At 71.0% G+C, this 25,555-nt stretch carries 28 protein-coding genes; 11 read left to right on the top strand and 17 right to left on the bottom strand.

Going from position 1 to position 25,555, the window contains the following annotated elements; genetic code table 11:
* The 5 genes from DRV84_RS06240 to hslO form a co-directional block, all read right to left on the bottom strand.
* Entirely contained in the window at nt 1-1,239 is a 1,239-nt protein-coding gene (locus DRV84_RS06240) for a class I SAM-dependent RNA methyltransferase (RefSeq protein WP_115979022.1), read from the bottom strand.
* A 32-nt stretch (nt 1,240-1,271) separates the two neighbouring features.
* Nucleotides 1,272-3,113: an ABC transporter ATP-binding protein gene (locus tag DRV84_RS06235; protein ID WP_115979021.1), complete on the bottom strand. Its 1,842-nt coding sequence runs from the start codon at nt 3,111-3,113 to the stop codon at nt 1,272-1,274.
* Between the two features lie 108 nt (nt 3,114-3,221).
* The gene (locus DRV84_RS06230) at nt 3,222-4,391 is read right to left on the bottom strand and encodes a CCA tRNA nucleotidyltransferase (protein ID WP_115979020.1); all 1,170 of its coding nucleotides are present in this window, start codon (nt 4,389-4,391) and stop codon (nt 3,222-3,224) included.
* Nucleotides 4,388-4,993, bottom strand: coding sequence for an NUDIX hydrolase (locus DRV84_RS06225; RefSeq protein WP_115979019.1), 606 nt, complete (start codon nt 4,991-4,993; stop codon nt 4,388-4,390). The genes DRV84_RS06230 and DRV84_RS06225 overlap by 4 nt, the downstream gene beginning before the upstream one ends.
* A complete protein-coding gene (gene hslO / locus DRV84_RS06220) occupies nt 4,977-5,972 on the bottom strand; it encodes an Hsp33 family molecular chaperone HslO (RefSeq protein WP_115979018.1) in 996 nt (331 codons plus the stop codon). The genes DRV84_RS06225 and hslO overlap by 17 nt, the downstream gene beginning before the upstream one ends.
* A gap of 80 nt (nt 5,973-6,052) precedes the next feature.
* Between hslO and DRV84_RS06215 the strand changes: the two genes are divergently transcribed.
* A complete protein-coding gene (locus DRV84_RS06215; RefSeq protein WP_115979017.1) occupies nt 6,053-6,490 on the top strand; it encodes an NUDIX domain-containing protein in 438 nt (145 codons plus the stop codon).
* Nucleotides 6,491-6,493: 3 nt separating this feature from the next.
* On the opposite strand, the gene DRV84_RS06210 is transcribed toward DRV84_RS06215, so the two are convergent.
* Both DRV84_RS06210 and hrcA read right to left on the bottom strand, forming a co-directional pair.
* Nucleotides 6,494-7,087, bottom strand: coding sequence for a nucleotide exchange factor GrpE (locus DRV84_RS06210; RefSeq protein WP_115979016.1), 594 nt, complete (start codon nt 7,085-7,087; stop codon nt 6,494-6,496).
* 9 nt (nt 7,088-7,096) lie between these two features.
* A complete protein-coding gene (hrcA, locus tag DRV84_RS06205; protein WP_115979015.1) occupies nt 7,097-8,161 on the bottom strand; it encodes a heat-inducible transcriptional repressor HrcA in 1,065 nt (354 codons plus the stop codon).
* Between the two features lie 116 nt (nt 8,162-8,277).
* Between hrcA and rph the strand changes: the two genes are divergently transcribed.
* Genes rph through hemW form a run of 3 tightly spaced genes read left to right on the top strand, consistent with a single transcriptional unit; the run spans nt 8,278 to nt 10,773 of the window.
* Complete coding sequence (rph, locus tag DRV84_RS06200; protein ID WP_115979014.1) at nt 8,278-8,991, top strand: ribonuclease PH; 714 nt, start codon at nt 8,278-8,280, stop codon at nt 8,989-8,991.
* Nucleotides 8,988-9,599 carry an RdgB/HAM1 family non-canonical purine NTP pyrophosphatase gene (gene rdgB, locus DRV84_RS06195; protein ID WP_115979013.1) on the top strand — a complete coding sequence of 204 codons (612 nt, stop codon included), beginning with the start codon at nt 8,988-8,990 and terminating at the stop codon, nt 9,597-9,599. Before rph ends, rdgB begins: the two co-directional genes overlap by 4 nt.
* Entirely contained in the window at nt 9,592-10,773 is a 1,182-nt protein-coding gene (gene hemW, locus DRV84_RS06190; protein WP_239995001.1) for a radical SAM family heme chaperone HemW, read from the top strand. The genes rdgB and hemW overlap by 8 nt, the downstream gene beginning before the upstream one ends.
* On the opposite strand, the gene DRV84_RS06185 is transcribed toward hemW, so the two are convergent.
* From DRV84_RS06185 to DRV84_RS06155, 7 genes are all read right to left on the bottom strand, one after another.
* Nucleotides 10,770-11,672, bottom strand: coding sequence for a ParB/RepB/Spo0J family partition protein (locus DRV84_RS06185; protein WP_115979012.1), 903 nt, complete (start codon nt 11,670-11,672; stop codon nt 10,770-10,772). The genes hemW and DRV84_RS06185 overlap by 4 nt on opposite strands.
* Nucleotides 11,673-11,683: 11 nt before the next feature.
* Entirely contained in the window at nt 11,684-12,490 is an 807-nt protein-coding gene (locus DRV84_RS06180; protein WP_115979011.1) for a ParA family protein, read from the bottom strand.
* The gene (rsmG, locus tag DRV84_RS06175) at nt 12,480-13,091 is read right to left on the bottom strand and encodes a 16S rRNA (guanine(527)-N(7))-methyltransferase RsmG (RefSeq protein WP_239995000.1); all 612 of its coding nucleotides are present in this window, start codon (nt 13,089-13,091) and stop codon (nt 12,480-12,482) included. Before rsmG ends, DRV84_RS06180 begins: the two co-directional genes overlap by 11 nt.
* Before the next feature lie 2 nt (nt 13,092-13,093).
* The gene (gene mnmG / locus DRV84_RS06170; RefSeq protein ID WP_115979129.1) at nt 13,094-14,965 is read right to left on the bottom strand and encodes a tRNA uridine-5-carboxymethylaminomethyl(34) synthesis enzyme MnmG; all 1,872 of its coding nucleotides are present in this window, start codon (nt 14,963-14,965) and stop codon (nt 13,094-13,096) included.
* Nucleotides 14,966-14,989: 24 nt separating this feature from the next.
* Nucleotides 14,990-16,270: a tRNA uridine-5-carboxymethylaminomethyl(34) synthesis GTPase MnmE gene (gene mnmE / locus DRV84_RS06165; protein ID WP_115979009.1), complete on the bottom strand. Its 1,281-nt coding sequence runs from the start codon at nt 16,268-16,270 to the stop codon at nt 14,990-14,992.
* A gap of 31 nt (nt 16,271-16,301) precedes the next feature.
* Entirely contained in the window at nt 16,302-17,573 is a 1,272-nt protein-coding gene (gene rho, locus DRV84_RS06160) for a transcription termination factor Rho (protein ID WP_115979008.1), read from the bottom strand.
* A gap of 120 nt (nt 17,574-17,693) precedes the next feature.
* Nucleotides 17,694-18,146 carry a CopD family protein gene (locus DRV84_RS06155; protein WP_115979007.1) on the bottom strand — a complete coding sequence of 151 codons (453 nt, stop codon included), beginning with the start codon at nt 18,144-18,146 and terminating at the stop codon, nt 17,694-17,696.
* A gap of 410 nt (nt 18,147-18,556) precedes the next feature.
* Between DRV84_RS06155 and DRV84_RS06150 the strand changes: the two genes are divergently transcribed.
* Genes DRV84_RS06150 through dnaQ form a run of 4 tightly spaced genes read left to right on the top strand, consistent with a single transcriptional unit; the run spans nt 18,557 to nt 21,261 of the window.
* On the top strand, nt 18,557-19,156 hold the full coding sequence (locus DRV84_RS06150; protein ID WP_115979006.1) for a Maf family protein: 600 nt from the start codon (nt 18,557-18,559) through the stop codon (nt 19,154-19,156).
* The gene (locus DRV84_RS06145) at nt 19,153-19,983 is read left to right on the top strand and encodes a shikimate dehydrogenase (RefSeq protein WP_115979005.1); all 831 of its coding nucleotides are present in this window, start codon (nt 19,153-19,155) and stop codon (nt 19,981-19,983) included. The genes DRV84_RS06150 and DRV84_RS06145 overlap by 4 nt, the downstream gene beginning before the upstream one ends.
* Nucleotides 19,983-20,576, top strand: coding sequence for a dephospho-CoA kinase (coaE, locus tag DRV84_RS06140; protein WP_115979004.1), 594 nt, complete (start codon nt 19,983-19,985; stop codon nt 20,574-20,576). The genes DRV84_RS06145 and coaE overlap by 1 nt, the downstream gene beginning before the upstream one ends.
* Nucleotides 20,569-21,261: a DNA polymerase III subunit epsilon gene (gene dnaQ / locus DRV84_RS06135; RefSeq protein WP_115979003.1), complete on the top strand. Its 693-nt coding sequence runs from the start codon at nt 20,569-20,571 to the stop codon at nt 21,259-21,261. Before coaE ends, dnaQ begins: the two co-directional genes overlap by 8 nt.
* Before the next feature lie 3 nt (nt 21,262-21,264).
* Here dnaQ and secB read toward each other — a convergent pair whose 3' ends face one another.
* Together secB and DRV84_RS06125 are read right to left on the bottom strand one after the other, a co-directional pair.
* A complete protein-coding gene (secB, locus tag DRV84_RS06130; protein ID WP_115979002.1) occupies nt 21,265-21,810 on the bottom strand; it encodes a protein-export chaperone SecB in 546 nt (181 codons plus the stop codon).
* Nucleotides 21,811-21,881: 71 nt separating this feature from the next.
* Nucleotides 21,882-22,394, bottom strand: coding sequence for an FxsA family protein (locus DRV84_RS06125; protein WP_115979001.1), 513 nt, complete (start codon nt 22,392-22,394; stop codon nt 21,882-21,884).
* Between the two features lie 107 nt (nt 22,395-22,501).
* Here DRV84_RS06125 and DRV84_RS06120 point away from each other — a divergent pair, with 107 nt between their 5' ends.
* Genes DRV84_RS06120 through DRV84_RS06110 form a run of 3 tightly spaced genes read left to right on the top strand, consistent with a single transcriptional unit; the run spans nt 22,502 to nt 24,806 of the window.
* On the top strand, nt 22,502-23,170 hold the full coding sequence (locus tag DRV84_RS06120; protein ID WP_115979000.1) for a Tim44/TimA family putative adaptor protein: 669 nt from the start codon (nt 22,502-22,504) through the stop codon (nt 23,168-23,170).
* Nucleotides 23,170-24,213 carry a murein transglycosylase A gene (gene mltA / locus DRV84_RS06115; RefSeq protein WP_115978999.1) on the top strand — a complete coding sequence of 348 codons (1,044 nt, stop codon included), beginning with the start codon at nt 23,170-23,172 and terminating at the stop codon, nt 24,211-24,213. Before DRV84_RS06120 ends, mltA begins: the two co-directional genes overlap by 1 nt.
* A complete protein-coding gene (locus DRV84_RS06110; RefSeq protein ID WP_115978998.1) occupies nt 24,210-24,806 on the top strand; it encodes a Smr/MutS family protein in 597 nt (198 codons plus the stop codon). The genes mltA and DRV84_RS06110 overlap by 4 nt, the downstream gene beginning before the upstream one ends.
* Here DRV84_RS06110 and msrA read toward each other — a convergent pair.
* A complete protein-coding gene (msrA, locus tag DRV84_RS06105) occupies nt 24,803-25,456 on the bottom strand; it encodes a peptide-methionine (S)-S-oxide reductase MsrA (protein ID WP_115978997.1) in 654 nt (217 codons plus the stop codon). The two genes, DRV84_RS06110 and msrA, sit on opposite strands and share 4 nt — an antisense overlap.
* Nucleotides 25,457-25,555 lie beyond the last annotated feature (99 nt).

The raw sequence follows: 25,555 nt of genomic DNA, 5'->3' as shown, positions 1-25,555 counted from the left end.
CTACTCCCTCTCGCCGCCCGGCATATGGTCCAGCGCGAAGCCCGCCACAAGCTCCACGTGCGGGGACCACCGGAACTGGTCCACCACCGTGACCGGCCCCATGCGGTAGCCCGCCGCCACGAGCGTCGCCGCGTCCCGCGCGAAGGTGGCCGGGTTGCAGGAGACATGCGCGATCCGCGGCACCCCCGCGGCTGCGAGCCGCGCGACCTGCGCCGCCGCGCCCTGCCGGGGCGGGTCGATCACCGCGGCCTCGAAGGGCGCGAGCTCGTCCGCCTCGAGCGGCCGGCGGAAGAGATCGCGCGCCTGCGCCGTCACCTGCCTGAGTCCCTCGGCCTGCCGCCAGCCCGCGTCGAGCGCGGCGGTCATCGCCGGATCGCCCTCCACGCCATGCACCTCGGCCGCCTCGGCCAGCGGCAGGGCGAAGGTGCCGCAGCCAGCGAAAAGGTCCACGACCCGCCGCGCCCCGGCGAGGAGCGCGCGCACGCGCGCGACGAGCGCCGCCTCGCCCGCCTCCGTCGCCTGCAGGAAGGCACCCGGCGGCGGGACCACCGCTGCGCGGCCGAAGCGCACGAGGGGCGGCCGCGCCATGGCCACCGGCTCCCCGTCCCAGCTCAGCCGGGCGAGGTCGGCGTCCCCCGCGATCTCCGCGAGCCGGGTGCGCAGCGCCCGGTCGAGCGGCTTGCCCCCGGTCACGGCCAGGTCGAGCCCCGCCTCCGTCCGGGTCGCCGCCACGTCCAACTCGCCCTTGCGCGAGGCGCCCGCCTCGGCCAGCGCCTCCGCCACCGGCAGCGCGGCGACGAGGTCGGGGTGCAGCACGCGGCACTCCGGCACCGCCACGATCTCGGCCGAGGCGCGGGCGTGAAACCCGGCGAGCGCACCCTTCTTCGTGCGCCGCGCGGCGAATACCGCGCGCCGGCGCGAGGCGGGGGGCGAGGTCTCGACCCCTGCGATCTCCGCCGCCAACCCCTGCGCGGCGAGCGCCTGGCGCACCAGATCGGCCTTCCACGCGGCCACGGCATCGTCGGCGAGGTGCTGCACCGCGCAGCCGCCACAACGGCGCACGTGCGGGCACGGCGGGGCGACGCGCTCCGGCGCGGGCTCCAGCACGCGCACCCCCTCGAGCCGGCCGTCGCGCGCCTCCCCCGCGACCAGCTCGCCCGGCAGCGCGCCGGGCACGATCACCCCGTCGCCGAGGCCGTCGCCCAGATGGCCCAGCCGCTCGATCCGTATCTCCTGCATGGTCCCCGGATAGCGCGGCGCGCGCCGTGACGCTACTCCGCCGCCTCCTGCGTGGAGATGAAACCGCCCGACTGCCGCTCCCAGTAGCGGGCATAGAGCCCGCCGCGCGCCAGAAGGGCGTCATGTGTGCCCTGCTCCACGATGCGGCCCGCGTCGAGCACCACGATCCGGTCCATCTCGGAAAGCGTCGAGAGACGGTGCGCGATGGCGAGCACCGTCTTGCCCTCCATCACCCGCTCGAGCGCGGTCTGGATCGAGGCCTCGACCTCCGAATCGAGCGCGCTGGTTGCCTCGTCGAGGACGAGGATCGGCGCGTCCTTCAGGATCGCCCGGGCGAGCGCGATGCGCTGGCGCTGCCCGCCCGAAAGCTTCACGCCCCGCTCGCCGAGGTAGGCGTCGTAGCCGCGGTTTCCGCGGTGGTCCTCCATCGCCATGATGAAGTCGTGCGCCTCGGCCTTCTTCGCGGCGGCGATCATCTCGGCCTCCGTCGCGTCGGGCCGGCCGTAAAGGATGTTCTCCCGCGCGGTGCGGTTGAACATCGCGGTTTCCTGCGTGACCATCCCGATCTGCCGGCGCAGGCTCTCCTGCGTCACCTGCGCGAGGTCCTGCCCGTCGATCAGGATGCGCCCCTGTTCCGGCGCGTAGAGGCGCAGGAGGATCGCGACCAGCGTCGACTTCCCCGCGCCCGAGGCACCGACGACGCCCAGCTTCTCGCCCGGCGCCACGTCGAGCGCGATGTCGGCGACGCCGCCCACCTCCCGGCCGTAGGCGAAGCTCACGTCCTCGAAGGTGATGCGTCCCTCCGTGACGTCGAGCGGCGCAGCGTCGGGCGCATCCTCCAGCCGCTCGCGCGGGGTGAGCGTCTTCATCCCGTCCTCGACCTCGCCCACGTTCGAGTAGATCGCCATCAGCGTGAAGCTGACCCAGCCGGTCATCTGCGCGATGCGGATGGAGATCGCGCCGGCCGCGGCGATGTCGCCCGCCGTCGCCGTGCCCGCCTGCCAGAACAGGAGCGTCGCGCCCACCATCAGCACCGGCAAAAGCCCCGCGATCGTCATCAGCGCGAGGCGGAACCACGCCGAGAGCACGCCGAAGTGCAGCGCGCGCTCCCGGTAGCTCTGCATCGCGTCGAGCGCCGCGCGGTCCTCGTGCGCGTCGTGGGCGAAGAGTTTGACGGTCTTGATGTTGGTGATGGTGTCCACGACCTGCCCGCTGACGTTGGCGCGCGCCGCCGCCCGCGCGCCCGAGCGCGCCCGCACCCGCGGCAGGAAGAAGCGGATCAGCGCGAAATACCCCGCGAGCCAGACCGCGAAGATCGCCGCGTTCCAGAGGTCGATGGAGCCGAGCAGAATCACCGCGCCGACGAGCGAGGCGAGCGCGAAGGCGACCACGTTGATCACCTCCGCCGCGACGTCGGTGACGGCGCGCGCGGTCTGCATCTGCTTCTGCGCGATGCGCCCGGCGAAATCGTTGTCGAAGAAGGTGACCGCCTGCCCCAGCCCCCAGCGGTGCAGCCGCGACAACACGAGCGGCATCACGTTGGGCTGCACGATCATCGAGTTCGCCGCCGCCGAGAGCCCCGAGAGCACCGGCCGCGCCACCACGAAGAAGATGACCGCGCCCACGAGCAGCGCGAGGTTCTCGGGCGCGAGGAGCCCGCCGCGCCCCGCCGCCTGCGCCGTGTCGATCACGCGGCCGAGCACCCAGGCCGTGCCGGCCTCCATCCCCCCGGCGAGCGCCGAGAGAAGCGCGGCGAGCGCCAGCGCCGGCCAGGCGCCCGAGAGGCACCAGCCGAAGAACCGCGCGAGCGTGCGCGGCGGCGGCCCCGCCGCCGGGCGGAACGGGTCGAGCATGCGGCCGAGCGTCGCCTTCATTCCGCCACCTCCGGGTTCGGGACGCCGCCGGATTGCCGCGCCCGAGCCTCTGCATATAGGTCATGCCCGGCCGGAAGCCCACCGCGCGGCGCGGCGCGAAGCGCCCCGTCAGGGGCGATGAGCGTCCTCGAGCAGCGCCTCTTTCGACAGCCGGAAGCCCGACGCGATCCAGCGCGCCTCCAGCTCGGCGAGCTTCGCGCCGAGCGCCGGGCCCGCGTAGGCCGGCATCAGGTCGCGCGCCGCGACCGGGAACCGCTGCCGCGCCCCCTCCTCCGCCGCGGCGAGCGCGGCGTCCTCGGGGGGCGTCCCCGCCATCGCCCCCTGCAGGAGAAGCGCGTCGCGCGCCGCCTCCGCCCCGTGGCGGTACCCGAGTTCCGCCGGCGCCATGGCCGCGCCCTGAAGCTCTGCAAGGCGGGCGAGCCGCCGTGTCTCGCGCTTCGAAAGGCGCAGCGCGCGGCCCTCCGCCTCCCCCGCGCCCAGCGCGGCGAGGCGGCGGATCGGGTCGGGCGGCGTGCCGGTTCGCGCTTCCAGATGCACGAGCGGCGCGATGAGCCGCGCTGCCGCCCCCGGCAGCACCTGCGCGAGCGCGCCCGTGCGCTCCATCACCGCGACGGCCGGCGCCGGGTCCGGCGCGGCGAGGAGCTTCGTGATCTCGCCGCCCACCCGCTCGGCCGACAGCCCGGCGAGGCCCTCGACCGTCTCCGCCACCGCGGCGAGCGCCGTGGGATCGAAGCCCGCGTCCGGGTCGCCATACCATGCCGTGAAACGGAAGAAGCGCAGGATGCGCAGGTAATCCTCGCGGATGCGCGTCTCGGCGTCGCCGACGAAGCGGACGTGCCGCGCCTCCAGATCGGTGAGCCCGACGCCGAGCGGGTCCACGACCGTGCCGTCGGGCAGCGCATAGAGCGCGTTCATGGTGAAATCGCGCCGCGCAGCGTCCTCGCGGATGTCGTCGGAATAGGCGACGACGGCGTGGCGGCCGAAGGTCTCGACGTCGCGGCGGAAGGTGGTGATCTCGTGCGGGAGGCCGTCGGAGACGACGGTCACCGTGCCGTGCTCGATACCGGTCGCCACGGCCTTGAGCCCGGCGGCCTCTGCGACCTCGACCACGCGCTCGGGCCGCGCCTCGGTGGCGATGTCGATGTCGCTGACCGGCGCGCCGAGGAGCGCGTTGCGCACGCAGCCGCCGACGAAGAGCGCCCGGTGCCCCGCGCCGGTGAGCGCCGCGCAGACGGCCTGCGTCGCGGGCCGCGCGATCCAGTCGCCCGCGACCTTCATCGGGCGAGCCGCTCCGCGAGGCCGTGCAGGATGCGCGCCGTCGCGCCCCAGATGTAGTATGGCCCCCACGGCACGGCGTAGTACCGCCGCATCCGCCCGCGCCAGCGCCGCGCCTCGACGCCGTAGTTCGCCGGGTCCGCGACATGGGCGAAGGGCACGGAAAAGACCTCGGCAACCTCGCCCGGTTCGGGCACGGGCGCGAAGGGCGCCGTCACCCGGGCGAGCACCGGGGTCACCGTGAAGCCGGTGACCGTCTCGTGCGGGGGCAGCGTGCCGAGGATGGCGACCCCGTCGCGGGCCAGCCCGATCTCCTCCTCCGCCTCGCGCAGCGCCGCGGCGGTCGGGTCGGCATCGCCTGCGTCCTGCTTGCCGCCGGGAAAGGCGATCTGGCCCGGATGGTGCTTCAGCGCCGGGGAGCGTTTCGTCAGGTAGAGCCGCGGGCCGCCCGGCCCGTCCTCAAGCGCCATCAGCACCCCGGCGGGGCGCAATCCGGCGCCCCGGGCCGGCGGACGCTCCGGCGCGAGGTCGTAGTCCGAGGAAGGCGCGCTCGGCCGGGCGAGCGCCGCCTCCAGCGCGGCCCAGGGGTCAGTGGCCGGCGCCATCGCCCCCCTCCGCCTCCGCGCCCAGCGTCGCGGGGTCGAGCACGTAATGCGCGCCGCAGAACTGGCAGTCGGCGGTGACGGTGCCCTCCTCGGTGGTCATCGTGGCGATGTCCTTGGCCGAGTAGATCGAGAGCGCGCGGCGCACGCGATCCTCGGAGCAGGTGCAGCCGAAGCGCACCGGCTGCGTCTCGAAGACGCGCGGCGTCTCCTCGTGAAAGAGCCGCACCAGGAGATCCGTCAGCGGCAGGCCCGGCCCGACGAGCTCGGTGTCCTCCACCGTGTCGAGGAGCAGGTTCACCCGGTTCCAGTCCTCCTCCTCGTCGCCCGGCACCACGTCGCCGGCTTCCAGCAGCCCGTCGTCGCCCGAGCCGCCGCCGCTCACGTCCGGGGCGCTCTTGGGCAGGTGCTGCAGCATGATGCCGCCGCCGCGCCAGTGCTCGGCCTCGCCCGGGGCCTGCGCCCGGCCGAAACTGAGCGCGAAGCGGGTGGGGAGCTGTTCGGACTGTGCGAAATAGGTCTCGGCGGAGGCGCGGAGCGAGCCGCCGTTGAGCGGCGTGAGCCCTTGGTAGGGCGCCATCCCCTGCCCCTGATCGATGAGGACCCCGAAATACCCCTTGCCCAGTTGCTCGAAGGGTGCGGCGTCAGTCAGCCGCTCCCGGTCGAAACTGGCGTAGGCGCGGATCCAGGCCGCCTGCCCCTCTTCGGAGGGGCCGTAGAAATCGGTGGCGATCATGCGCACCGGCCCGTCGGTCTGCACCTGAAGCGAGAGCTTCCAGCGCAGCTTGATCGACTGGCCGATGAGCGCCGTCAGAAGCGCCATCTCCGCGACCAGCGCCTCGACCGGGGCGGGATAGTCATGCTGACGCAGCACGCCCTCCAGCACACCGTCGAGCCGCGCGATGCGCCCGCGGGTGTCGGATTTGTCGAGCTGGAACGGCAGCACCGTGTCGTCCCAGGCGATCTTGGTGCCTAAGGTCATGGGTTTCCTCGAGGGTCGGGGATTGGCATACCGCGCCCATATAGGCGCCTCAAGCGCCGAGCCCAAGGAGCCGCGCCGCGATGATCCCCCGCTACGACGCGCCGCCCGAGCCCGGCCGCCGCTACGTCGCGCGGCCCGGCGTCTACGCGATCCTGCCGCGCGGGCGCCGCGTGCTGCTCACCCATCAGGCCGCGCCGTGGCCCGAGATCCAGCTTCCGGGCGGCGGCGTCGATCCGGGGGAGCCGCCGCTCGCCGCGCTCTTCCGCGAGGTGCGGGAGGAGACCGGCTGGACCATAGCGGCGCCGCGGCGGATCGGCGCCTTCCGGCGGTTCACCTGGATGCCGGAGTACGGCATCCACGCCGAGAAGATCTGCACGATCTACACGGCCCGCCCCGTGCAGCGCCTCGGCCCGCCGGACGAGGCCGGCCACGCCGAGGTCTGGCTACCCGCGCGGGAGGTGCCCGGCGCGCTCGCCAACGCAGGCGACCGCGCCGTGGCCGCGCGTTACTTCGGCTGAGCGTCAGCTTCCGGGGTTGGAGGAAACGCCCACCTGCGCCGGCCGCAGCAGCCGGTCGTGCAGCATGAAACCGTCCTGCGAGACTTGGATGATCTCGCCCGCGGTGGTGTCCGGCACCGGCGCCTCGAACATCGCCTCGTGCAGGTTGGGATCGAAGGTGTCGCCCACCTGCGGCGAGATCGCCTCGATGCTGTGGCGGTGGAAGACGTTGAGAAGCTCCTTCAGCGTCAGCTCCACCCCTTCCATGAGCGCGTCGGAGGCGGTCTCGCCCTCCTCGCGGGAGGCGGCGATGGCGCGCTGCAGGTTGTCGTAGACCGGCAGCAGATCGCGGGCGAGGCGCGTGGCGCCGTAGCGCTCGGCCTCCCGGCGGTCCTTGTCGGCGCGCTTGCGGGCGTTCTCGGCGTCCGCGAGCGCGCGCATGAACCGGTCCTTCAGGTCGTCGCGCTCGGCGCGCAGCGCGTCGAGCTCGGACTCCTCGCTCTCGCCCGGCGCGGCCCGGCCGGCGCCGCCGGAGTCCTCCTCGGCCGCCTCGGCCTCGGCCTCCAGCGCTTCGATGTCGTCGAGGAACTCGTCCTCGTCTCGCTTCGGGTCACCCATCTTTCACCTCTAGCTCCGGTCGGACAGAAGCCGCCCGACCAGTTGCGCCGTGTAATCCACGATCGGAACGATGCGGCCGTAGTTGAGCCGCGTGGGCCCGATCACGCCCACGGCGCCGACGATCTTCCGGTCCGCGTTCATATATGGGGAGACCACCAGAGAGGAACCCGACAAGGAAAAAAGTTTGTTCTCCGAGCCGATGAAGATGCGCACGCCCTCGCCCTCGTCGGTGAGTTCGAGGAACTCCGCGATGTCGCGCTTGCGCTCCAGGTCGTCGAAGAGCACGCGGATGCGCTCCAGGTCGGTCTCGTCGGCCTCCTCGCCCAGGAGATTCGCCCGCCCGCGCACGATGAGGCGCGCGTCGCTCTCGCCGTCCTCGCTCCAGACGGCGAGGCCGCTCTGCACCAGCTGATGCGCGAGCTGATCGACCTCCTGCCGGCGCGCGGCGATCTCGGCGCCGAGCTGGTGGCGGATCTCGCTGAGGGTGCGGCCCTCCAGCATGGCGTTCAGGAAATTCGCCGCCTCCCGCATGGAGGAGGGCGTCTGCCCCGGCGGAGGAGAGAACACGCGGTTCTCCACGTGCCCGTCGGCGAAGACGAGCACCACGAGCGCCCGGTCGGGGCCGAGGCCGACGAACTCGATGTGCTTGATCGGCGCCTCGTGCTTCGGCGCGAGGACGAGGCTCGCCCCCTGCGTCACGCCCGAGAGCGCGGACCCCACCCGGTCCAGCAGCGACGACACGTCGGAGGTGTTGCCGCCGAGCGTGGAATCGAGCCGCTCCTTGTCGCCTTCCGACAGGTCCCCGATCTCGAGGAAGCCGTCCACGAACATCCGCAGCCCGACCTGCGTCGGAATGCGCCCGGCGCTGACGTGCGGGCTGTCGAGCAGCCCGAGGTACTCGAGATCCTGCATCACGTTGCGCACGGTGGCGGCGCTCACCTTCTCGCTCATCGTCCGCGTCAGCGTGCGCGAGCCCACCGGCTCCCCGCTTTGCAGGTAGCCCTCAACCACCCGGCGAAAGACCTCGCGCGAGCGGTCGTTCAGTTCTTCCAGTAGATTCGGAGTCTCGGTCATTTCGCATGCCCTGTCCGGCACGACATCAAAGAGGGGCGCGGAGGAAAAATCAATCGGGGTTGCGCTGCCGCCGCGCCCGCCGCTATCGGAGGGCGACCGGCGACAAGGGATAGGCAATGCGCCCCTCAGGACGAGACTTAAGCGAAATGCGCCCCGTTTCAATCGAGACGGGCATCACGAAACACGCCGAAGGCGCCTGCATGATCCGGGTGGGCGACACCCACGTCCTCTGCACGGCGAGCGTCGAGGAGCGCGTGCCGCCCTTCCTCAAGGGCGGCGGTCAGGGCTGGGTGACGGCGGAATACGGCATGCTGCCCCGGGCCACCACGACGCGCATGCGCCGCGAGGCGAGCGCCGGCAAGCAGGGCGGCCGAACCGTTGAAATTCAACGCCTTATCGGACGCTCCCTGCGCGCTGGCGTGGATCGTCAGGCGCTCGGCGAGCGGCAGATCACCGTCGATTGCGACGTGATCCAGGCCGACGGCGGCACCCGTTGCGCCGCGATCACCGGCGGCTGGGTCGCGCTGCGCCTCGCGGTGAACCGCCTGCTGAAGGCCGGGGACCTGACCTCCGATCCGCTGGGCGAGCCGGTGGCGGCGGTCTCCTGCGGGATCTACGCCGGGCAGCCGGTCGTGGACCTCGACTACCCCGAGGACAGCGAGGCCGGCGTCGACGGCAACTTCGTCATGACCGGCGACGGCCGGCTGATCGAGGTGCAGATGTCGGCCGAGGGACAGACCTTCTCCCGCGATCAGATGACGCGCCTTCTGGACCTCGCGGGCGACGGCGTCGCGCAGTTGGCCGAGGCGCAGCGCGCGGCGGCCGCATGACGCGCAAACTCTCCGCCGGCCGGCTCGTCGTCGCCACGCACAACCGCGGCAAGCTCGAGGAGATCGAGGCGCTCCTCGGGCCTTACGGGATCGCACCCGTGGGCGCGGGCGACCTCGATCTGGCCGAACCGGAGGAGACCGAGGAGACCTTCGTCGGCAACGCCCGGATCAAGGCGCATGCCGCGGCGCAGGCCACCGGTCTGCCCGCGCTCGCCGACGACAGCGGCATCGCCATCGACGCGCTCGGCGGCGCGCCGGGGGTGCACACCGCCGACTGGGCCGAAACGCCGCAGGGCCGCGACTTCGTCATGGCGATGACCCGCGCCTGGGAGGAACTCGAGGCGGCGAACGCGCCGGAACCGCGGCGCGCTACGTTCTGCTGCACGCTCGTCGTGGCCTGGCCGGACGGGCACGACGAGGTGTTCGAGGGCCGGATGCCGGGCCGCATCGTCTGGCCCATGCGGGGCGATCAGGGGCACGGCTACGACCCCATCTTTCAGCCCGAGGGCTACGAAATTACCTTCGGAGAGATGGACCGCTGGGAAAAGAACCGCATCAGCCACCGCGCCCGCGCCTTCGCGGATCTGGTGCGCCGCTGCCTTGACTGAGGCCGCCGCCGCGCCGCTGGTCGAGGACTGGCGGGCGGGCGGCTTCGGGCTCTACCTGCACTGGCCGTTCTGCGCGGCGAAGTGCCCCTACTGCGACTTCAACAGCCACGTCTCGCGGGTTATCGATCAGGCGCGGTGGCGCGCGGCCTATCTCTCCGAGATCGATCGCCTCGGGCGGATGACCGGCGACCGCGTGCTCAACTCCGTCTTTCTTGGCGGCGGCACGCCGAGCCTGATGGACCCCGACCTCGTCGCGGCGATCCTCGCGCGCATCCGCCGCACGTGGCCCCTCGCCAACGATCTGGAGGTGACGCTGGAGGCGAACCCGTCCTCGGTGGAGGCCGAGCGCTTTCGCGGCTACGCCGAGGCGGGGGTCAACCGCGTGTCGCTCGGCGTGCAGGCGCTGAACGACCGGGATCTGACCCGCCTCGGGCGGCTGCACAGCGCGGCGGAGGCGCGGCGGGCCTTCGACATCGCGCGCGCGCATTTCGACCGGGTGAGCTTCGACCTGATCTATGCGCGGCAGTTCCAGACGCTCGCCGACTGGCGCGCGGAACTGGCCGAGGCGCTCGCGATGGCGGTCGATCACCTGTCGCTCTACCAGCTGACGATCGAGCCGGGCACCGCCTTCGGCGACCGTTTCGCCGCCGGCAAGCTCGCCGGGCTGCCCGAAGAGGACCTCGCGGCGGATATGTACGAGGCGACGCAGGAGCTCTGCGACGCCGCCGGTCTCCCCGCCTACGAGGTGTCGAACCACGCGCGGCCGGGCGCGGAAAGTCGGCACAACCTCGTTTACTGGCGCTACGGCGATTACGCCGGCATCGGCCCCGGCGCGCACGGGCGGCTGACGCTCGGCGCACGCCGCATCGCGACGGAGGCCGCGTCGGCCCCCGGGCAATGGCTCGACGGCGTCGAGCGCGGCGCGACGCCGGAGCGGACGACGGTGATTCGCGACGCCGAGCAGGCGGCCGAACACCTGATGATGGGCCTGCGCGTCACGGACGGCATAGATCTGGAGCGCCACGCGCGGCTCGCCGGCCAATCGCTCGACCCCGAGGCGATCGCGGCGCTCGTGCACTCAGGTCTGCTTCACGTGAAACAGGGGCGGCTTTGCACGACCGCGCAGGGCCAGATGCTGCTCAACCGTATCATTCCGGAGCTTCTCGGCGCCTAGCCGCTCAGCTTGTTGCAGAGCGCGTCGAGTTGGTCGAGATCCGGATACTCGATCACGAGCTTCCCGCTTTCCGCCCCCGCCTTGTGCTCGATGGCGACCTTCATGCCCAGCATCGCGGAAAGATCGCTTTCGAGCGCGCGGGTGTCAGCGTCCTTCTCGCCGCCGCGCTTGCGCCGCTCCGCGCCCCCTGCCCCCTTGGCCTCCGCCGCGCCCTTGCGCACGAGCGCCTCGGTTTCGCGGACCGAAAGATCCTTCATCGCCACCGTCCGGGCGAGCGCGACCGGATCGGAGGCCGTGATGAGCGCCCGGGCGTGCCCCGCGCTGAGGCTACCGTCGCGCGCCATCGCCTGCACCTCGTCGGGCAGTTTCAAGAGGCGGATCGCGTTGGCGATATGGCTGCGGCTCTTGCCGAGCGCCTCGGCGAGCTGATCCTGGGTGTGCCCGAATTTCTCCAGAAGCTGCCGGTAGCCCGCCGCCTCCTCGACCGGGTTCAGGTCGGCGCGCTGGATGTTCTCGATGATCGCGACCTCGAGCACCTCGAGATCGCTGAGCTCCCGCTCGATCACCGGCACATCGTGCACCTGCGCCCGCTGCGCCGCGCGCCAACGGCGTTCGCCCGCGACGATCTGGTAATGGCCGGGTTTCTCGGGGTCGGGCCGCACGATCAGCGGCTGCAGGATGCCGCGCGCCGCGATCGACTTGGCGAGCTCGGCGAGCTCCTCCTCGCCGAAGGTCCGCCGCGGCTGGTCCGGGTTGGGTGCGATCCGGTCGATGGGCACCGTCGTCGTCGGCCGCGGCGCCGGGGCGTCGGGCGTCCGCTCCTCCTCCGGGCCGATGTCGGCCATTAGCGCGGAGAGACCGCGGCCGAGCCCGCGCGATTTCGGGGTCTTGTCGGTCATGGCACGCTCCGTCAGGCGGCGACACGGGTGTGATTGCGGCGCAACTCCTCGGCGAGCGCGGCATAGGCGAGCGCCCCTTTCGACGTCGGGTCGTAGTCCATCACCGGGAGCGCGTAGGACGGCGCCTCGCTCACGCGGACGTTGCGCGGGATCACCGTCTGGAACACCAGTTCGCCCAGCGTCTCCCGCGCGTCGGATTCCACCTGTTGCGCCAAGCGGTTACGGGTATCGTGCATGGTCAGCAGCACCCCTTCGATCCGAAGGTTCGGGTTCGCCGTCTGCCGCACCTCGCGCACGCTGAGCATGAGTTGCGACAGCCCTTCGAGCGCGAAGAACTCCGATTGCAGCGGCACGAGCACGGCATGCGCGGCGACCATCGCGTTCAGCGTCAAAAGGCTGAGCGACGGCGGGCAGTCGATCAGCACGTAATCGACGTCAAGCTCGCCCCGCGTGACCGGCGCGAGCGCGGAGCGCAGCAGGAAACTCCGCCGTTGCTTACCCATGAGCTCCAGATCGGCGGAACTCAGGTCGACGGTGGCGGGGACGAGGCCGAGCCGCTCCTGCGCCGTCGGCTGAATCGCCTTCGAGAGCGGCGTCCCCTCGATCAGCACGTCATAGGTCGTCAACCGCCGCGTCTCCGACGTCATGCCGAGGCCGGTCGAGGCGTTGCCCTGCGGGTCGAGATCGATGAGCAACACCTCGTGCCCGGCCCGGGCGAGCGCGGCGCCGAGGTTGATCGCGGTCGTCGTCTTGCCGACGCCCCCCTTCTGATTCGCGATTGCGATGATGCGGGGGGGTGTGCGTGTCTCAGCCTGCATGAGGGGCGATGCCTCCGATCCTCAGAAGAACGGCGTCGGGATCCGTGATACTCGGAATCGGCTCCGCCGAGAAGGTCCAGTCACGCTCCGCGGCGGCGATTTCCTCCCGCCAGCGCGCGCCCTTCGGGAAAAGCGCCGTCCCGCCGGGCGCCAGATGCCGATGCGCGAAGCCGAGGAGCGTGCCGAGCGGCGCGAGCGCGCGGGCGGAGAGGACATCGGCCCCGAGCGGCGGCACATGCTCGATGCGCGCGTCGATGACCCTCGCCTGCGCTCCGGTCTCGCGGAGCGCCGTGCGCAGAAAGGTGCACTTTCGCCGGTCGCTCTCGACCAGCGTCACCTTGGCCGGCGTCGTGCGCTCTGTTTCGAGAACGGCGACGACGAGCCCCGGAAACCCGCCGCCGGTGCCGAGATCGGCCCAGTGCTGCGCGGCGGGGGCGGCCTGATGCACCTGGATCGAATCGAGGATGTGGCGGCGCCAGGCGTCCTCGACGGTGCTCGGCGCGACGAGGTTGATGCGCCGCGTCCACTTCCCGACGAGCGCGAGGAGCGTCTCGAGACGCTCCCTCGTTTCACGTGAAACATCGGTCGGGACCGTCTCCACGATCAGCCGGCCGCGCGCAGCCGCTCGGACTTGCGGATCGCGGCGAGGATCAGGGTCAGCGCCGCGGGCGTCATGCCGTCGATCCGGCCCGCCTGCGCAAGCGTCTCCGGCCGCACGCGGGACAGTTTCTCGCCAAGTTCCGCCGACAACCCGTTGAGCGCGCGGAAATCGAAATCCGGCGGGATCGCCACCGCCTCGTCCCGGCGGAGCGCGTCGATGTCGCGCTTCTGACGCTCGATGTAATTGGCGTAGAGCGCTTCCCTTTCGAGCTGGCGCTGCACCTCGGCATCAGTTGTGCCAAGCGCGGGGTCCAGTTGCACCACCGTGTCGAAACCGACGTAGGGGAAGGCGAGGATCTCCATCCCCGACCGGCGCGAGCCGTCCTGTTTCACCTTCAGCCCGATCTCGGCCAGCTGCCCAGGCGTCGCGCTCAGGGCGTCGAGCGCCGCGCGCCCGGCCTCGAGCCGCTCGAGCTTGTCCTCGAAGACGGCCCGACGCCGCTCGGAGACAAGGCCAAGCTCCATCGCCCGCGGCGTCAGCCGCTGGTCGGCGTTATCCGCGCGAAGCGACAGGCGATACTCGGCGCGGGAAGTGAACATGCGATAGGGCTCGGTCACGCCGCGCGTCACGAGGTCATCGACCATCACGCCGATATAGCTCTCCGACCGGGGGAACCACGCCGGCTCCTTCTCCCGGGCCGCGCGCGCCGCGTTGATCCCGGCGACGAGGCCCTGCGCCGCGGCTTCCTCGTAGCCGGTCGTGCCGTTGATCTGCCCAGCGAGGTAGAGCCCCGGCACGTCGCGCAGCGCGAGCGTCGCGGTCAGCGCGCGGGGATCGACGTAGTCGTATTCTATGGCGTAGCCGGGCTGCTTGATGACGGCCCGCTCGAGCCCGGCGATCGAGTGGACGTAGGCCTCCTGCACGTCGGCGGCGAGCGAGGTCGAGATGCCGTTGGGATAGACAGTGTCGTCGTCCAGCCCCTCGGGCTCCAGGAAGATCTGGTGCGAGTCCTTGTCGGCGAAGCGTTCGACCTTGTCCTCGATCGAGGGGCAATACCGCGGGCCGACGCCGGTGATGCCGCCGCTGTGCATCGCGGATTTCTCGAGGTTTTCCCGGATGATGTCATGGGTGCGCGGGTTCGTGTGCGTGATCCCGCAGGCGACCTGCCGCACGGCGGGCGCCTGGTTCAGGAAGGAGAACATCGCCGGCGCATCGTCGCCCGGCTGCGCTTCGAGCCGCTCCCAGTCGATCGTCCGCCCATCGAGCCGCGGGGGCGTGCCCGTCTTGAGCCGTCCGAGCGGCAGGCCGAAACTGTCGATCCGCTCGGCGAGGCGTACCGAGGGCTTGTCGCCCATCCGCCCGCCAGCGCGGCGCTCTTCCCCGATGTGGATGACGCCGCGCAGGAAAGTGCCGGTCGTCAGGACCACGGCGCGGGCGCGCACGTCCGATCCGTCAGCGAGTATGACGCCGGCGACCCGGTCACCCACCATCGCGAAATCCGTCACCTCGCCCTCGAGGATCGTGATGCCCGGATGCCCCTCCATCTCGGCGCGCATCGCCTCACGATAGAGCTTGCGATCCGCCTGCGCCCGCGGTCCCTGCACCGCCGGACCCTTGCGGCGGTTCAGGAGGCGGAATTGGATCCCCGCCGCGTCGGCGACACGCCCCATCACCCCGTCCATCGCGTCGATCTCGCGGACGAGATGCCCCTTGCCGAGGCCGCCGATCGCCGGGTTGCAGGACATGACGCCGATCCCGTCGCGGGTCAGCGTGACGAGCGCGACCGAGGCGCCGGCGCGCGCGGCGGCATGGGCGGCCTCGCTTCCGGCGTGGCCGCCGCCGACGACGATGACATCGAAGCTCTCGTGTTTCACGTGGAACACTCCCGACGTGATCCGTCACTTACCGATGCAGAAGGACGCGAAGATTTCGCCGAGGACGTTCTCCACGTCGATCCGCCCGGTGAGGGATTCGAGCGCGCGAATCGCGCTGCGAAGATCCTCCGCACATATATCATATCGGTCGGGGCCCTGCGCCAGCCCGTCGCGCGCCGTTTCGAGCGCCTCCACCGCTGCAAGCATCGCCTGCCGATGCCGCTCGCGCGTCGCGACCGGGGAGTGGGCCACGCGGGCCTCCAGACGCGACACGACCGCGGCCACCAATGCGTCGATCCCCTGCCCCGTCAGGCCCGATATCCCGTCGCCATGCAGATCGGCCTTGGCCGGGGTGACGATATCCTCCTCGGCAGGCTCGATCGCCGGAGGCTGCCCGGGCTCCGTGAGGATCACGCGTAGATCTGCCTCCGCCGCGCGCGAGCGCGCGCGCTCCACGCCGAGACGTTCCACGTGGTCCTCCGTCTCGCGCAGGCCGGCCGTGTCCACGAGCGTGACCGGAAGGCCCTCGAGATCCATCCGCACCTCGATCACATCGCGGGTAGTCCCCGCGATCTCGGAGGTGAGCGCTGCCTCCCGCCGGGCCAAGGCATTGAGAAGCGTGGATTTTCCCACGTTCGGCGGGCCGACGATGGCGACCTCGAAGCCATCGCGCACCCGCTCCGCGGCCCGCGCGCCCTCGATCTCCGCGGCGAGCGAGGCGCGGCACCGGTCGATCAGGCCGCGCACCTCGTCGCTCACGTCGACGGGCACTTCTTCATCGGCGAAGTCGATCGTCGCCTCCAGAAGCGCCGCGGCGCGCAAGAGATCCGCGCGCCACACCTCCGCGCGCTGTCCGAGCGCGCCGGAGAGCATCCGCAGCGCCTGGGCGCGCTGACGATCGGTCTCGGCGTCGATCAGATCGGCGAGCCCCTCGACCTGGGCGAGGTCCATGCACCCGTTCTCGAAGGCGCGGCGGGTGAACTCCCCGGCCTCGGCCATCCGCAGCCCGGGCATCGCGCCGAGCTCCCGCGAGAGCGCCGCGACCACCGCGGGGCTGCCGTGCACCTGAAGCTCGACGACATTCTCGCCTGTGAAACTGGCACCTTTCGGGAAATACAGGACGAGACCGCGGTCGATCGCCGCCCCGTCGGCGCCGCGCAAGACACGCAACGCCGCCTGGCGCGGGTCCGGCACAGCACCCGCGAGCCGCGTCGCGGCCTCGACAGCGGCAGGCCCCGAGATGCGGATCACCGCGACCCCGGCGCGGCCCCGCGCAGTGGCCAGGGCGAAGATCGTGTCGTTCACGGCACCGTCGCGCCGCGTCGGGCGCGCCCCTTCAGGTGTTCATCGAATCGAAGAATTCCGAGTTCGTCTTGGTCTGCTTCAGCTTGGACAGCAGGAACTCGATCGCGTCGGTCGTCCCCATCGGGTTGAGTATGCGTCGCAGAACGAAGGTCTTCTGCAGATCGGCCTTCTCGATCAGCAGATCCTCCTTCCGCGTGCCGGACTTGAGGATGTCGATCGCCGGGAACACGCGCTTGTCCGCGATCTTGCGGTCGAGGATGATCTCGGAGTTGCCGGTGCCCTTGAACTCCTCGAAGATCACCTCGTCCATGCGCGAGCCGGTGTCGATCAGCGCCGTGGCGATGATGGTGAGCGAGCCGCCCTCCTCGATGTTGCGCGCCGCGCCGAAGAACCGCTTGGGCCGTTGCAGCGCGTTGGCGTCCACGCCGCCGGTCAGCACCTTCCCCGAGCTCGGCACGGTGGTGTTGAACGCCCGGCCGAGGCGCGTGATCGAGTCGAGCAGGATCACCACGTCGCGCTTGTGCTCGACGAGGCGCTTCGCCTTCTCGATGACCATCTCGCTGACGGCGACGTGACGCGAGGCGGGCTCGTCGAAGGTGGAGGATATCACCTCCCCCTGCACGCTGCGCTGCATGTCGGTCACTTCCTCGGGCCGCTCGTCGATCAGCAGCACGATGAGGTAGCACTCGGGGTGGTTCGTCTCGATCGAGTGGGCGATGTTCTGCAACAGAACGGTCTTGCCGGTCCGCGGCGGCGCGACGATGAGCGCGCGCTGCCCCTTGCCGATGGGCGAGACGAGGTCGATCACCCGCGCCGAGCGGTCCTTGATCGTCGGGTCCTCGATCTCCATGCGCAGCCGCTCGTCCGGGTAGAGCGGCGTCAGGTTGTCGAAGGCGATCTTGTGGCGCGCGCGGTCCGGCGTCTCGAAGTTGATCTTGTCCACCGAGACCAGCGCGAAATACCGCTCGTCGCCTTCCGGAGCGCGGATGCCGCCCTCGATCGAGTCGCCCGTGCGCAGGGAATACTGCCGGATCATGTCCGGCGAGACGTAGATGTCGTCCGGCCCGGGCAGGTAGTTCGCCTCCGGCGAGCGGAGGAAGCCGAAGCCGTCCTGCAGCACCTCGAGCACGCCGTCGCCCGCGACCTGCCAGCCCTCGTCGGCCCGCTCGCGCAGGATCTGGAACATCATCTCGCCCTTGCGCATGGTCGAGGCGTTCTCGATCTCGAGCTCCTCGGCCATGGCCAGAAGGTCCTTGGGGCTCTTGGCCTTCAGATCGGCGAGGTTGAGACGGGTCTGGGTCATGGAAAACCTATCGCGCCGCGCGGGAGGCACGGCTTTCGTCGATTAGCACGGGAAAGACCGCCCGGACGGACGGATCTGGTGCAGATACGCGCGGGCCGGCGCCGAGTCAATCCGGCGCCGTCACCACTTCACGACGACCGACAGCACGATGATCACGAGAAGGACCGTCGGCACCTCGTTCATCATGCGGTGCTGGCGGCCCGTGAGCGTGTTGGCCCCGGCGACGAAGTCCTTGCGCTGCGCCGCGAGCCACATGTGAAACCAGGTCATCGCGCCCACCGCCGCGAGCTTCGTCCAGACCCAGAGCACGTCCCACCCCGCCCCGGTCTGCGGCGTGAAGAGCAGAACGATGCCGAAGACCCAGGTCACGATCATCGACGGGTTCATGATCAGCCGCAGGAGCTTTTCTTCCATGGTCTGGAACACCGGGTCGATGGTGTCGCCGGGGGTCGAGCGCTCGGTGTGATAGACGAAGAGCCGGGGCATGTAGAAGAGCCCGGCCATCCACGCGATGACCGCGAGGATGTGGAGCGACTTGGTCCAGGGGTAAAGCAGCGCGAGGAGGTCGATCATGGCGGGCTCCCGTCGGTCGCCGCGCCTCTACTCACTCGAAGAGAAAAAGAAAAGATGGTGTTTCGGATGTTCGCGCCGCAGCGGTGGATTGTTCGTCTGTCCTCAGGGTTTTCCAGAGCGGTTAACGGGGTGTGGATAACTCGGGGACGGTTTCTGAAGATCGAAAGATTATCATTTCCTAGCAGCGACTTGCCGTGCTCCCGGCCTGCGGAGAAAAACCGGAGCGACTCGGCGGATGAGCGACCCGCCAGCCCCGCTCGTCCACCGCGCGCATCTGTCCTGTCCCCATCGGGAAAACCGGGGAGAATCGGCGGACGGCCTGCCCGCATCTCCACCGCTTGCATCCGGGCCGGCGTTGTTCGACAAGGTTTCCAAGAGGTTCTTCGCCCGGTCTTGCACAGGTTGTCCCCATGGCGGCGCCGCTTCTTCTCGCATCGGCATCGGAGGCGCGGGCGCGCCTGCTTCGGGCCGCAGGGCTCAAGATCGAGGTCGTGCCCGCGCGGATCGACGAGGTCGCGCTGCGCGCGGGTCTTGCCGCGGAAGAGGCCACCCCGCGCGACGTGGCCGACGCGCTCGCCGAGATGAAGGCGCGCAAGATCAGCGACAAGCATCCCGGGCGGCTGGTGCTCGGCGCGGATCAGGTGCTCGACCACCGGGGAACCATCGTGCCGAAGCCCGAGACGCGCGAGGGCGCCCGCGCGCAGCTTCTCGCCCTGCGCGGCGACCGGCATCAGCTCCTGTCGGCCGTGGTCGCCTGCCGGGACGGGGAGCCCGTCTGGCGTCAGGTCGGCGTCGCGCGGATGCTGATGCGGGCCTTTTCGGACGCATTTCTGGATGGGTATCTCGAGCGGAACTGGCCCACGGTGGCGACGAGCGCCGGCGCCTATCGCCTCGAGGAAGAAGGTGCGCGGCTTTTCGCGGCGGTGACCGGCGATCACTTCACCGTTCAGGGCCTGCCGCTTCTGGAGCTTCTGAACTGGCTCGCCACCACGGGGGAGATCGAGGCATGAGCGGCGACCGCATCCCGCTGGCCGGGGTCATGGGCCATCCGGTGGCGCATTCGCGCTCGCCGCGGCTGCACGGGTTTTGGCTGCGCCGCCTCGGGCTTCCGGGCCATTACGTGCCGCTCGACGTGGCGCCCGAGGACCTGCGCGACGTGCTGGCCTGCCTGCCGAAGGCGGGCTTCGTCGGCGTCAACGTCACGATCCCGCACAAGGAGGCGGTGCTCGACATCGCCGATATCGTCACCGATCGCGCGGCGCTGATCGGGGCCGCGAACACGCTCACCTTTCAGGCGGACGGGCGCATCCGGGCCGACAACACCGACGGCCACGGGTTCCTGGAAAACCTGCGCCAGAGCGTGCCGGACTGGCGCGCGGAGGCCGGCCCGGCGGTCGTGCTCGGCGCGGGCGGCGCCGCGCGGGCGGTGATCGTGGCCCTGCGCGACGCCGGCGCGCCGGAGATCACCGTCGCCAACCGAACGCGCGTGCGCGCAGAACAGCTATGTCAGGAATTCGGCCCGCGCCTGCGGGTCGAGGACTGGACGCAGGCGGGTAACGCGATCGCGCGAGCGGCGACGGTCGTGAACACCACGTCCCTCGGCATGACAGGGCAACCGGACTTGCCCATCGCGCTCGACCGGCTGCAGCGGGGGACGGTCGTCAACGACCTCGTCTATACGCCGCTCGAGACACGGCTCCTGCGCATCGCGGCGGAGCGTGGCTGTATCCCGGTCGACGGGCTCGGCATGTTGATCCATCAGGCAGTGCCCGGCTTCGAGCGGTGGTTCGGCGCGCGCCCGGAGGTGGACGCCGAGACGCGCGAGGTGCTGCTCTGATGGTCTTTCGCCTCGGCCTGACTGGCTCCATCGGCATGGGCAAGACGGCGACCGCCCGCCTCTTCGCCGAGGAGGGCTGCGAGGTCTGGGACGCCGACGCCGCCGTGCATCGCGCCTACGCCGAGGGCGGCGCGGCGGTCGAGCCGATCGGCGCGGCCTTCCCCGAGGCGGTGGAGAACGGCGCCGTCTCGCGCGAGGCGCTGCGGCGGATCATCGCGCGCGATCCCGACGCCCTCGCCCGGATCGAGGCGATCGTGCATCCGCTCGTCGTGGCCGATCGCGCGGCCCGGGCCGACGCGGCGGCGGCGGACGTCGTCGTCTTCGACATCCCGCTTCTCTTCGAGACCGGGGCCGAGCGCGAGATGGACGCGGTCGCCGTCGTCAGCGCCCCGCCCGAGGAGCAACGCCGCCGCGTGCTCGCCCGCGGATCGATGACCGAGGCGGACTTCGAAGGTATCCTCGCGCGGCAGATGCCCGATGCCGAGAAGCGCGCGCGCGCCGACTACGTGATCGAGACCGACACGCCCGAGCACGCGCGCGAACAGGTGCGCGCGATTCTGGCCGATATCAGGAGACAGCAGACCGATGCGTGAGATCGTGCTGGACACGGAGACCACGGGCTTCGAGCCCTCCGAAGGGCACCGGATCGTCGAGATCGGGGCGGTGGAGCTTCACAACCACATGCCGACGGGCCGGCATTTTCACGAATACATCAACCCCGAACGGTCAATGCCCGAGGAAGCCTTCGCCGTGCACGGGCTGGGCGACGAGTTCCTGCGCACCAAGCCCGTCTTCGCGCATGTGTCGCAGGCTTTCGTCGAGTTCGTGGGCGACGCGCGCCTCGTGATCCACAACGCCGCCTTCGACATGAAATTCCTCAACGCGGAGCTCGCGCGGCTCGACATGCCGCAGCTACCGATGACGCAGGCGCTCGACACCGTCGCGCTCGCGCGGCGGCGGTTTCCGGGCGCGCCGGCGTCGCTCGACGCGCTCTGCCGCCGCTTCGGGATCGACAACGCCGCGCGCACGCTGCACGGCGCGCTGCTCGACGCGGAGATTTTGGCGGAGGTCTATCTCGAGCTGATCGGCGGGCGTCAGCCGGGCCTGTCGCTGGGCGCCGCGTCGTCGGAGGGCGGCGCGCGCGACACGCAAAACGACGCGTGGCGACCGGGGCCGCGCCCGCGCCCCCTGCCCCGGCGGATCACCCCCGAGGAGGCCGAGGCGCACGCCGCGATGGTCGCGCGCCTCGGGGACGACGCCCTCTGGCCGTCCGAGTGAGGCTCAGGCGGTGCCGGCGGGCGTGTCGCTCGCGCTCTGCGCGGTGCCCTGCTGTTCGGCCTGACGGCGCAGCACTTCGTTGCGGTAGATCTGAACGAAGTCGATCGTCTCGAGGTTGAGCGGCGGATAGCCGCCGTCGCGCGAGACGTCGCTGACGATGCGGCGCAGGAACGGGAAGAGCATCCGCGGGCACTCGATCATCAGGAACGGGTGAAGCTGGTTGTCCGGCACGTTCTCGATCTGGAACACGCCGGCGTAGTCGAGCTCCAGCAGGAAGAGCTGCGTGCCCGTCTCCTTGGACTTCGAGTCCACGTTCAGCTTGACCGAGACCTCGTACTGGTTCTCGGCCTGCCGGCGCTTGGCGTCGAGGTTCACCTTCACCTGCACGTCCGGCTGCCCCTGCGCCTCGCCGCCCTTCTGGACGTAGATGTTCTCGAAGCTCAGGTCGCGGATGTACTGCGCGAGGATGTTCATCTTCGGCTGCGGCTGCTGCTCGCCGCCGCTCTGGCCGCTGCCGGCCTCGGCCGCGCCGTTCTCTGTTTCGCTCATCGGGCTCTCCGCTCAAGGTCTGGACCGGCGCGTGTCTAGCAACCGCGCCGCAGGGGCTCAATCCGCCACGCTCAGTGCTGCGTCCAGCCGGAGCCGCGGTCGCCCGGCCGCCGGCGCGGCGCGTCCCGGTCGGCCTCCGCCGGATCGACGCGCTCCCAGTCGCCGTCGATCACCGTCTCGCCCTCCGGTCCGGGCCGCCGCGGCGCCTCCGGGCCCGGCCCCATCTGGAAGCGCTGCACCTCGATCCGCCGGGCGAGGAAACGCATCACCGCGCGGCGGACGTCCGGCACCATCAGCGACAGGCCGACCGCATCCGTGAAGAAGCCCGGCGTCAGCAAGAGCGCGCCGGCGAAGATGATCATCGCGCCATGCGCCAGCGGTTCGGACGGGTCCGACAGCGTGTCGAACCGGCGGCGCAGGTCGGTCATCGTCGCCCGCCCCTGGCTGCGCACGGCCCATGTCCCGGCGAAGGCCGTGCCCACGACGATCGCCAGCGTCGGCCAGAGGCCGATCCAGCCGCCGACTTGGATGAAGAGCGCGATCTCGATCAGCGGGACCGCGAGGAAAGCTATCAGGAGCCACATAGGCGGGGTCCTTCTCGGCGTGACGGGCTTGCGGTGGACTTGGCCGCCCGCGGTCCCTACATATGCACGGACACCGCCCGTTTCCATCCGCGCGCCGAGAGGTTCACATGAACTCCCCGCTTCTGCAGCTCCTCGTGCTGGCCGGCATCGCCGTGTTCCTGATCCTGCGCCTGCGCAGCGTCCTCGGCACCCGCGACGGCTTCGAGAAATCCTCCGTCCCCGGCGCGGAGCAGCCGGCCCGCGCCACGCAGCGCCGGCCCGAATTCGAGGTGATCGAGGGGGGCCCGGACGAGGACATCACCGATCACGTGCCGCAGGGCTCCGACGCCGCCGACGCGCTCGCGCGGATGAAATCCGCCGATCCCGATTTCTCGGTCTCCGAGTTCCTGCAGGGCGCGCGCGGCGCCTACGAGATGATCCTCATGGCCTTCGAGAAGGGCGACATGGAAAGCGTGAAGCCCTTCCTCGCCGAGGACGTCTACGAGAGCTTCGACGAGGTCGTGCGCGAGCGCGAGGCGCAGGGCCTCACGATCGAGGCGGAGTTCGTCGGCGTGCGCGAGGTCTCGGTCGTGGACGCGACCTTCGACACCTCCAGCCGCCTCGGCGAAGTCACCGTGCGCCTCGTCGGTGAGCTGACCTCTGTCGTGAAGAACGCCGAGGGCGAGGTGATCGAGGGAAGCCCGACCGAGGTGCGCCGCCAGAAGGACGTCTGGACCTTCGCGCGCGTGATGGGCTCCGACGATCCCAACTGGCAGCTGGTCGCCACGAGCGAGTGATGCGGCGGGCGCTCGGCGCGGCTCTCGCTCTCGGCCTGATGGTGGCCGGACCGGCGAGCGGCGCCGAGACGACGCGCACCCTCCTCGCGTTCGAGGATCTCGACGGCTGGGCCGAGGACGACCATGCCGCCGCGCTCGACACCTTTCTCGAAACCTGCCCCGATCTCGACGCGCCGGACTGGCGCGCGCTCTGCGCCTATGCGCAGACCGAAGGCGAGGATCACCCGCGCCGCTTCTTCGAGCTGTTCTTCCGTCCCGTGCTGATCGAGGACGGCGACCCGGCGCTCTTTACCGGCTATTTCGAGCCCGAGCTGGAGGGATCGCGCCGGCGCACGCCGCGCTTCCGGCATCCGGTCCACCGCAAGCCGCCCGAGGCCGGCCGGCAGTCGCCCTGGCTCACCCGGCAGGAGATCGTGACCACCGGCGCGCTCGACGGGCGCGGCCTCGAGATCGCCTTCGTGGACGACCCGGTGGAGCTTTTCTTCCTTCAGGTGCAGGGCTCCGGCCGCATTCGGCTGCGCGACGGCAGCGTGATCCGCGTCGGCTACGCCGGGGCGAACGGCCACCCCTATCGCTCCATCGGGCAGGAACTCGTCCGGCGCGGGATCTACGAGCGGCATCAGGTCTCGGCGCAGGTGATCCGCAACTGGGTGCGCCGCAACCCGGAGGCGGGGCGCGAGCTTCTCTTCCACAATCCGTCCTATGTCTTCTTCCGCGAGGTGACCGAGGTGCCAGCCCATCGCGGTCCGCTCGGCGCGATGAACCGCCCGGTGACGCCCCTGCGCACGGTCGCGGTGGACCCGGAGCATGTGCCCCTCGGCGCCCCGGTCTGGATCGAGAAAGGGGGCGACGAACCGCTGCGCCGCCTGATGGTGGCGCAGGACACGGGCTCGGCGATCAAGGGGGCGCAGCGGGCCGACATCTTCTTCGGCACCGGCGCGGAGGCCGGCCGCCGCGCCGGCCGGCTGAGCGACCCGGGCCGCATGGTGGTCCTGCTGCCGATCCAGCGCGCCTACGCCCAACGGCCGGAGGCGCGGCGATGAGCCGCCGGCGTCTCAGGCCCGACGAGCTCGCGCTCTGGCGCGAGGTGGCCAAGACCGCCGCGCCGCTCGACCCGCGGCGCGAAGAGACGCCGCAGGAGGACCCGGCCGATCACACTCCCCTGCCCCGGCGCAAGTCTGCCGAGCGCCGCCCGGTCGCGCCCTTCCGCGTCGGCGACGCCGCGCCGCCGCCCGGCGAGCGGCGGGATCTCGCCCCCTCGGTGTCCGACCGCGTGCGGGAGGCTCCCCTGCGCATGGATCGCAAGACGCACCAGCGCATGCAGCGCGGCAAGCTCGACCCGGACGCCCGGATCGACCTGCACGGCATGCACCTCGAGGAAGCGCATGCGGCGCTGCAGTCCTTCATCCTGTCGTCGCACGCGGGGGGCCGGCGGCTCGTCCTCGTCATCACGGGCAAGGGCCGGCGGTCGGAGGACGACGGCCCGATACCGCGCCGGCGCGGCGTCCTGCGGCATCAGTTGCCGCATTGGCTCGCCACGCCGCCGCTCGCCGCTGTGGTGCTGCAGACGCGCGAGGCGCATCTGAAGCACGGCGGGTCCGGCGCCTTCTACGTCTATCTCAGGCGCAAGCGTTAACCGCCGGCGAACGGTGCGTCGTCGCCCCAGATCTCGCGCACCCGCGCATCCCGCCCGCAGCGGTCGCGATAGCGCTGGTATGCGATCTTCTTCGGGACGGCGACGCCGACCGAGGAGACGGCGAGGCGCTCGTCGCTCTTGTAGTAGTCCTGATGGTAGTCCTCGGCGCGGTAGAAATCGCTGAGCTCGAGGATCGGCGTGACGACCTCGCGCCCGAGCTCCTCCTCGGCCCGGCGCTTCGCGGCTTCGGCGTCGGCCCGCGCGGCGGCGCCGCCGACGAAGATCGCCGAGCGGTAGCTGTCGCCCCGGTCGCAGAACTGCCCGCCCGCGTCGAAGGGGTCGATTGAGCGGAAGAAAAGGTCGTAAAGCTGCGGGCGGGTGATCTCCTCCGGGTCGTACCGGATGCGCGCCGCCTCGTAGTGGCCCGTGCCGCCGCCGACGACCTCCCTGTAGGTCGGGTCGGGCACGTCGCCGCCGGTGTAGCCCGAGACGACCTCGTCGACGCCCTGCACCTTCTCGAAGTCCGCTTCCACGCACCAGAAGCAGCCGCCGGCCACGGTGACGGTCGCGGTGTCGGCGGCGGATTTCTGAGCGAGGAGCCCGAGGGCGAGGGCGGCGAGGACGGCGGCGAACACGCGGGAGGTGGACATGGTGGATCTCCTTTCCCCAGAGCTTGGTTCCGCCGGTCGCGCCGGGCAAGGGCGATGCGGTGATGTCACGCTCTGGTGATCGGCCGTGCACGCGGGGGC

Source organism: Rhodosalinus sediminis, from assembly GCF_003385555.1.
Classification (GTDB): domain Bacteria; phylum Pseudomonadota; class Alphaproteobacteria; order Rhodobacterales; family Rhodobacteraceae; genus Rhodosalinus; species Rhodosalinus sediminis.
Note: the sequence above shows the minus strand (reverse complement) of the source record. Positions and strands in the feature narration are given on the sequence as shown.